7 protein-coding genes and 1 pseudogene are annotated in these 7,187 nt (G+C 56.9%); all 8 read left to right on the plus strand.

The genetic code is table 11. From position 1 onward, the window contains the following. Nucleotides 1-225 (plus strand): annotated as a pseudogene (locus tag Q1A06_RS20545) (terpene utilization protein AtuA); the annotation flags it as partial. Continuing rightward, nucleotides 225-1,016, plus strand: coding sequence for an ABC transporter ATP-binding protein (locus Q1A06_RS20550; RefSeq protein ID WP_299567986.1), 792 nt, complete (start codon nucleotides 225-227; stop codon nucleotides 1,014-1,016). The pseudogene Q1A06_RS20545 and the gene Q1A06_RS20550, both read left to right, overlap by 1 nt. Beyond that, nucleotides 1,013-1,804 carry an ABC transporter ATP-binding protein gene (locus tag Q1A06_RS20555; protein WP_299567987.1) on the plus strand — a complete coding sequence of 264 codons (792 nt, stop codon included), beginning with the start codon at nucleotides 1,013-1,015 and terminating at the stop codon, nucleotides 1,802-1,804. Before Q1A06_RS20550 ends, Q1A06_RS20555 begins: the two co-directional genes overlap by 4 nt. After that, on the plus strand, nucleotides 1,801-3,648 hold the full coding sequence (locus tag Q1A06_RS20560) for an AMP-binding protein (protein WP_299567988.1): 1,848 nt from the start codon (nucleotides 1,801-1,803) through the stop codon (nucleotides 3,646-3,648). Before Q1A06_RS20555 ends, Q1A06_RS20560 begins: the two co-directional genes overlap by 4 nt. A 10-nt stretch (nucleotides 3,649-3,658) precedes the next feature. Then, nucleotides 3,659-4,531, plus strand: a complete 873-nt coding sequence (locus Q1A06_RS20565; RefSeq protein WP_299567989.1) for a branched-chain amino acid ABC transporter permease — start codon at nucleotides 3,659-3,661, stop codon at nucleotides 4,529-4,531. 3 nt (nucleotides 4,532-4,534) lie between these two features. After that, the gene (locus Q1A06_RS20570; protein ID WP_299567990.1) at nucleotides 4,535-5,572 is read left to right on the plus strand and encodes a branched-chain amino acid ABC transporter permease; all 1,038 of its coding nucleotides are present in this window, start codon (nucleotides 4,535-4,537) and stop codon (nucleotides 5,570-5,572) included. A gap of 41 nt (nucleotides 5,573-5,613) precedes the next feature. After that, a complete protein-coding gene (locus tag Q1A06_RS20575; RefSeq protein ID WP_299567991.1) occupies nucleotides 5,614-6,804 on the plus strand; it encodes an ABC transporter substrate-binding protein in 1,191 nt (396 codons plus the stop codon). Nucleotides 6,805-6,881: 77 nt separating this feature from the next. Next, a partial coding sequence (locus tag Q1A06_RS20580) for a biotin carboxylase N-terminal domain-containing protein (protein ID WP_299567992.1) occupies nucleotides 6,882-7,187 on the plus strand: 306 nt, incomplete at its 3' end.

Genomic DNA, 7,187 nt, shown 5'->3' on the forward strand with positions numbered 1-7,187 from the left:
TTCGCCCACCTGTGCAACGGCCCGGTCGAACGCTTCGACCTGCCCGGAAGCCATGCGCTGAACTTCCTGCTGCACGAATCCCTCGGCGGCGGCGGCATCGCCTCGGTCCGCATCGACCCTCAGGGCAAGGGCTTCGCACAAATGCTCCTCGACATCGAAATCCCCGTACCGGCAAAACTCGCCGAAAAAGATGGGCTGGCTATGACAGAAGAAAGTGCCGCCTGATGTTGAATGTGAACAACGTCCAGATTGTCTATGACAACGTAATCGAGGCGGTACGCGATGCCTCCCTGTCGGTCGACGAGGGTCAAATCGTTACGCTACTGGGATCGAACGGAGCCGGAAAATCGACGATTCTGAAGGGGATATCCGGCGTGCTCTATCCCGAGGAAGGCAATATCATCGGCGGTACGATCACGCTCAACGGCGAAAGTCTGATTGGCCGCAAACCTGACGAAATCGTGCGCAGCGGCGTTGTGATGGTTCCCGAAGGCCGGCAATTGTTCGAGCCGCTGACGGTCGAGGAAAACCTGATGATGGGCGGCATCACCCGAAGCCGTTCCGGGGCGACGGAAGCGTTGGAAAACGTGTTCGATATTTTTCCTCGCGTGAAAGAGAAACGCAGCACCATCGCGGGTTATCTTTCGGGCGGCGAACAGCAGATGGTGGCGATCGGCCGCGCGCTAATGTCCAGCCCGCGTTTGCTGATGCTGGACGAACCCAGCCTTGGGCTCGCGCCACAGATCATCGCGGAAATCTTTGCTGCCGTGAGCGACCTGTCGAAACAGAAAAACGTCTCCGTCCTGCTGGTCGAGCAAAACGCCGAGTTGGCGCTGTCGATCGCAAGCTACGCTTATATCATTGAAAACGGCAGGGTTGTGATGGATGGGCCGCCGGACAAGCTGATGGATAACGAGGACGTCAAGGAGTTCTACCTCGGCTTCTCTGAATCGGGCCACCGCCGCAATATGCGCGATGTGAAACACTACAAGAGACGCAAAAGGTGGCTGTCATGACCGTACTGTTGCAGGTCGATAATCTGGTCAAGAAATTCGGCGGTGTCACCGCTGTCAACGGTGTCGGATTTCCGGTTCTCAAGGGTGAGATATTCAGTCTGATCGGTCCGAACGGTGCCGGTAAGACGACAATGTTCAATTTGATCAGCCGGGTTCTTCCAGTGACCTCCGGAACGATCACGCTCGATGGCAATGACATCACCCGGACCGCTCCGCACCTGATCGCCCCGCTCGGAATGGGGCGTACCTTCCAGAACCTAGCTGTGTTCAAACATGCCAGCGTTGTCGACAATCTGCTGGTGGGGCGCCACAGTCATATGAAGACCAGCGTGCTGGGCGGGGTGCTCTTCGGACCGACCACGCGCGCCGCCGAGCGGGCGCATCGCAAAAGGGTCGAGGAGATTATCGATTTTCTCGAAATTCAGCACGTTCGGGACGTGCCGGTCGGTGCACTGGCCTACGGATTGCAGAAACGGGTCGAACTGGGGCGAGCCCTGGCAACCGAACCAAAGTTGCTGCTTCTTGATGAGATGGTTTCAGGGATGAATGCCGAAGAGACGGAAGACATCGCCCGCTTCATTCTCGACCTGAAAGAGGAACTGGAGATCACAGTCATGATGATCGAGCACGATATGGGGATCGTTACAGATATCTCCGACCATATCGCCGTTATGAATTTCGGCGAGCGAATTGCCTATGGCACCCCCGATGAAATACGGGCGGATCCACACGTAATCGAGGCTTACCTCGGACATAAACTAGAGGAAGATACGGAGGCGGTTCATTGAACGATCTTGAGGCACGCCTGAAGGCCGGCGATCACACACTGCCGCAGCTATTGATGCACTGGGCCGAAAACATACCCGATGAACTTGCCATTCGGGAAAAGGATCTGGGGATCTGGAACCGGGTCACCTGGGCCGGCTATTTCGAACGTGTCCGATTTTTTGCCCTTGGCCTTCACGCTTCGGGATTCGGGCGTAGCGATCGTCTGGCAATTGCCAGCGAGGACACTCCGGAATGGCTGTATTCCGACATCGCAGCGCAGGCACTGGGGGGAATGACTGTCGGCGTCTATCCGACCAACCCTTGGCCGGAACTTGACTATATCCTTCGCCATTCCAAAAGCAGCGTCGTCGTCTGCGGAGATCAGGAACAGGTCGACAAGGTGCTGGATGCCGAAGCGAACAACGGTGCCTTTCCCGATCTCAAGTTGATCGTATGCGTCGATATGAAGGGCATGCGCGCTTATGACCGAACGCGCCTGAGATCGTTCGAAGAGGTCGTCCAGGCTGGGCGGGACCATGTATCGAGCCATCCCGAGGACGTGGAATTCTTTGGCGAGTGCATCAGGAATACCAAACCCGACGATCCTGCGGTCGTGGTCTATACATCGGGCACGACGGGACCGCCGAAGGGTGCCTTGCTTTCGCATCGGAACCTGCTCGTGGCATCTTTCCCGCTGATTGCGCAGTTCAACCTCACGCGTGACCGGTATTCGGTCGTTTGTTATCTGCCGCTTTGCCATGTTGCGGAACGGATATTCTCGACGATCCTCAGCTTGATGATCGGCGGTCAGGTGAATTTCGCGGAATCCATCGATACCGTGCAGGTCAATCTTCGGGAAATTGCACCGAAGGTCTTCCTGGGCGTACCGCGAATCTGGGAAAAACTGCAATACAGCGCATCGATCAGAATTCAGGACGCGCGGCCCCTTGCCAGACGAATCTATAATTGGGGCCTCGATCTCGGCCAGACGCATTTCCGCAAGATCGAAGCGGGCGGGCGGCTGACCCCGGTCGAACGGGTCAAACACTTTGCAGCAAAGATCCTCGTCTTTAATCCACTGAAAAGGTTCATGGGAATTGACAAGGTCCACTGCGGTTTTGTGGGAGGCGCATCCATTTCACCCGAGGTTGTCCGGTTCTTCCGGGTGATCGGCGTGCCGCTCTATCAGGTTTATGGCATGACTGAGTCGGCAGGTCTGGCGTTCTTTCAGAATGCCGACAAAGCCATCGTCGGGGCGTCGGGCGTCGCCGCTCCGGGTCTGCAATACAGAATTGCCGACGATGGCGAACTCGAGATCAAGCATCCCAGTGTTTTTCTTGGCTATCTCGACAATCAGAAAGCGACAGAAGAAACCGTCGTCGATGGCTGGTTGCAGACGGGTGATGTGGTCGAACAACTCGACAACGGTGAAATTGCCATCGTCGATCGAAAGAAATCGATCATCATCACGTCGGGCGGCAAGAATATTACACCATCCGAAATCGAGAACGCCCTGAAAGATTCGATCTACATCGCCGAGGCGATCGTCGTCGGCGAGGGGCGGAACTTTCTCGGGGCGTTGTTGCAGATCGACTACGATACGGTGGGCAAATGGGCTCAGGCTCAGGGGTTGGCCTATACCACATTCAGCCACCTTTCCAGTCTGGAACCGGTCATTGACCTTGTTTCCAAGGAAGTGGCGCGGGTGAATGACGCCTTTGCCCGTGTCGAGAACATCCGGAAATTCGTCCTGTTGAAAAAGCAACTCGACCATGACGATGGCGAAATGACCGCAACCCAGAAAGTGCGGCGCAATGTCATCGAGACAAAATTCGAAACCGAGATGGCGGAAATCTACGGCTAAGGGGAAAAACGTGGACTATTTCATATTGCTGACCGTTTCGGGGATCGCCATCGGCGTGATCTATGGTCTTATCGGAATGGGCTATGCCTTGATATTCAAGGCTACAAGTGTCGTCAATTTCGCCCATGGCGAGATCATGATGCTGATATCCTATATGGCGTTTTCCATCGCCAGCTCATGGACGCTTCCGTTCTGGGGTCTTTTGCTGGTCTGCGTCTTTATATCCGCCATCGTCGGACTGGTGATCGAGCGGGTGTTTATCCGCCCGATGCTGGGCCAGGATGTGTTTTCGACCGTAATGGTGACCATCGGTCTTGCGGTGATGATCCGTGCGGTGGTGGTTCTGATCTGGGGAGCCGATCCGCTGCTCCTGCCAACTGACATTGGCGACAGCGGCGTCGAATTCGGCATGGTGTTCCTTTATACATCCCAACTCTACGCCATCGGTTTGCTTGCCTTCTGTGTGCTCGGAATGTGGGTATTCCTCCGGTTTTCGCGCATGGGCGTCGCAATGCGAGCCACTGCCGCGCGCGAGACCACTGCATTGCTGATGGGAATAAACGTGACGCATGTCTACGCAATCGCTTGGGCGATTGCTGCGGTCATCGCCGGGATTTCGGGCGTTCTGCTGGGAACGATCTATGGCCTTGGCCCTGACCTGTGGACGCAAGGCCTGCGCGCATTTCCGGCCGTTATTCTCGGCGGACTGGATTCCGTCTTCGGTGCCGCGATTTCCGGTATTCTCATCGGTGTCCTCGAAAACCTGTCCGAAGGTTACATCGGACAAGGGCTCAAGGAAATTTCCGGCTTCCTCGTCATTCTGGTGGTTCTCATGATCCGCCCCTACGGGTTGTTCGGAACGCCCGAGATCGAAAGGGTTTAAACCATGCGCACCGGTGTATTCGAGGAAAGCTATAGCGAGCTGATATCGCTTTACCGCAATCCGACCCAGACCTATTGGACAGTCGCACTCGTGCTCGCGGCGCTCGTCGCCCCCCTGTTGCTGACCAATCACCTCACATCCCTGGTCAACGGAATGATGATTGCGGCGGTGGGGGTCATCGGCCTCAATCTCCTGACCGGAACGACGGGTCTAATTTCTTTCGGCCAGGCCGGATTTCTGGCGGTCGGTGCCTATACGGCGGCGGTCCTGTCTGCCGACTACGGTATGCCCCTGTGGCTCTGTCTGCCCGCCAGCGGGCTGATGGCAGCCGCCTTCGGTTTGATAGTCGGGATACCTTCGTTGCGCCTGAAGGGTCTGTATCTGGCGATCACCACGATGGCCTTTACCATCATCATCACGCATATCATCCTGAGTGCCGAAGACATCACGCATGGCTCGTCGGGCATATCAACGCCGAAACCCGCGATCTTCGGGGTGGAACTGGCGACAGACAAATCCTTCTACTATCTCATCCTGGCGATCCTGACGTTGGCGATCCTCGGCTCTGCAAACATCAAACGCAGCCGTATCGGCCGTGCGTTTCTGGCGATCCGCGAGCAGGACATCGCGGCACGTGTGATGGGTGTACCTGTGGCACGGTACAAGCTTTATGCCTTTGTGGTCAGCTCGTTCTACGTAGGCGTGGCGGGTGCATTGATGGCCTACCACATCCGGTTTGTGAATGTGGACAGCTTCAGCCTGGTGATTTCCATCGAGGCCGTCTCCATGATCATCGTCGGAGGACTCGGCTCTACCGCCGGGGCGGTGATTGGCGTCGTGTTCGTGTTGGGGCTGGCCGAAGTCCTGAACTATGTCATCGGGTCGATGGGCGGTACGCTGGGATCGGTTTCGGTGCTGGAATTGAAAGGTTTCATATACGGGCTGACGATCGTCCTGTTCCTGCGGTTTGAACCGGAAGGGCTGATGGGGATCTACCGCGAATTCAAGAACCGCTGGGTCAACTGGCCGTTCAGATACTGAACCAAACGATCAGCAAGTAAAAACAAAGGGGAGAAGAAATAATGAACTGGTTTCTAAAAGGGACGCTGACGGCTACCCTTCTGACGATGGGTGGGGTCGGTGCCATGGCGGCACCCGGTGTAACAGAGGACAAGATCGTCCTGGGTGCGGTCGATCCGTTGACCGGACCGCCAAGCCTTCTGGGCAAGGCCCATTCGCTGGCGCTGAAAGTCTGGCAGGAGGATGTGAACGCCCGGGGCGGCATCAACGGTCGCAAGGTTGAGATCGTGTTCGAGGATGACGGATATGTCCCCGCGCGTTCACTTCAGTCCTTGAAGAAGATGGTCGAGGTCGACGACATATTCGCTCTGATCGGTACCTCCGGTAGTTCTCAACTGGCGGCGATGATGCCCCTGATCGACGAACTCGGAATCCCGGCCCTGAACAACATGGCCGTGAATTCGCACCATTTCAATCCGCCGCTCGAAACGCTGTTTGTCGTAGGTCCGACCTATTGTCAGGAGCTTGCGGCGGGGATGACGTATCTCGTCGAAGAGCTTGGCCTGAAGGACGAGAAATACGCGATTGCATTTCAGGACGACGAATTCGGCGATGACGTTCGCTGCGGATACCTTGCAGGGGTAGAGAAATACGGTCTCGACAACGTTCTGGAGCTGGAATTCAAGCGCGGCCAAAAGGATTTTTCCGCCGAGATGCTGAAGGCCAGGGCCGCAGGCGTCACCGTGCTGGTGTCGGGCGGCGTTGTAGCGGAACATTCCACCTTGCTAAAGGAAGCCGCCAAGAACCGGATGGACATCACGTTTCTCGGTGCGCATTCCGCCCACCTGACTCCGGTGCAGGCTTTGGCGGGCAGTGCGGGTGACGGATACTACGCCGCAGACTACGTTCCGGCGCTGACCTCTTTGCAAGTGCCTGGCGTGGCAAGGTTCATGGACCTCGCCAACAAGTATCTCAGCGAAAGTGAAATGGATTCGCTGAACCGCTATGCATTGTCGGGATATGCCGGGGCGATGATCTTCGAACATGTCATGACGGAATGTGGCGAGGATCTGACGCGGGCCTGCGTGATCGAGAAAATGGAAGGTCTGGACGGATTCGAAACGGACGGTCTGCTCGGTCCCGTGACCTATGGCGAAGGCGTGCGTCACGCGCCGACCGGGATAATGGTCCTGCAATCGAATGCCGAGGATAAGACGTTCTCGATCGTATCCGAGCGGATGGAAGTCGAATAATCCGCTGATACCGCATGCAATACCTTCCCCCGCCACCCTGCGGGGGAGGACGGTAGTGAAAGAGGATGACGCCGGATATGACTATTTCCAAACTGCTGGTTGCGAACCGGGGCGAGATCGCGGCTCGGGTTCTGCGCACGGCCCGGGTCAAGGGCATCAAGACCGCCGTCCTGCGGCACAGCTCCGAGCAGGAAGGCCCGGCCCATCTGATTGCCGACGAGGTCGTGACCATCGAGGGTTCCACGCCCGTGGCGGCCTATCTCGACATTGCGCAGATCGTCGAGGCGGCGCAACGGATCGGCGCGCATGCGGTGCATCCCGGCTATGGCTTTCTGTCAGAAAATGCCGCCTTCGTGGCCGCACTGGAAAAGGCCGGCATCACA

Origin of the sequence: uncultured Sulfitobacter sp., assembly GCF_947497275.1 — a bacterium.
Classification (GTDB): Bacteria; Pseudomonadota; Alphaproteobacteria; order Rhodobacterales; family Rhodobacteraceae; genus Sulfitobacter.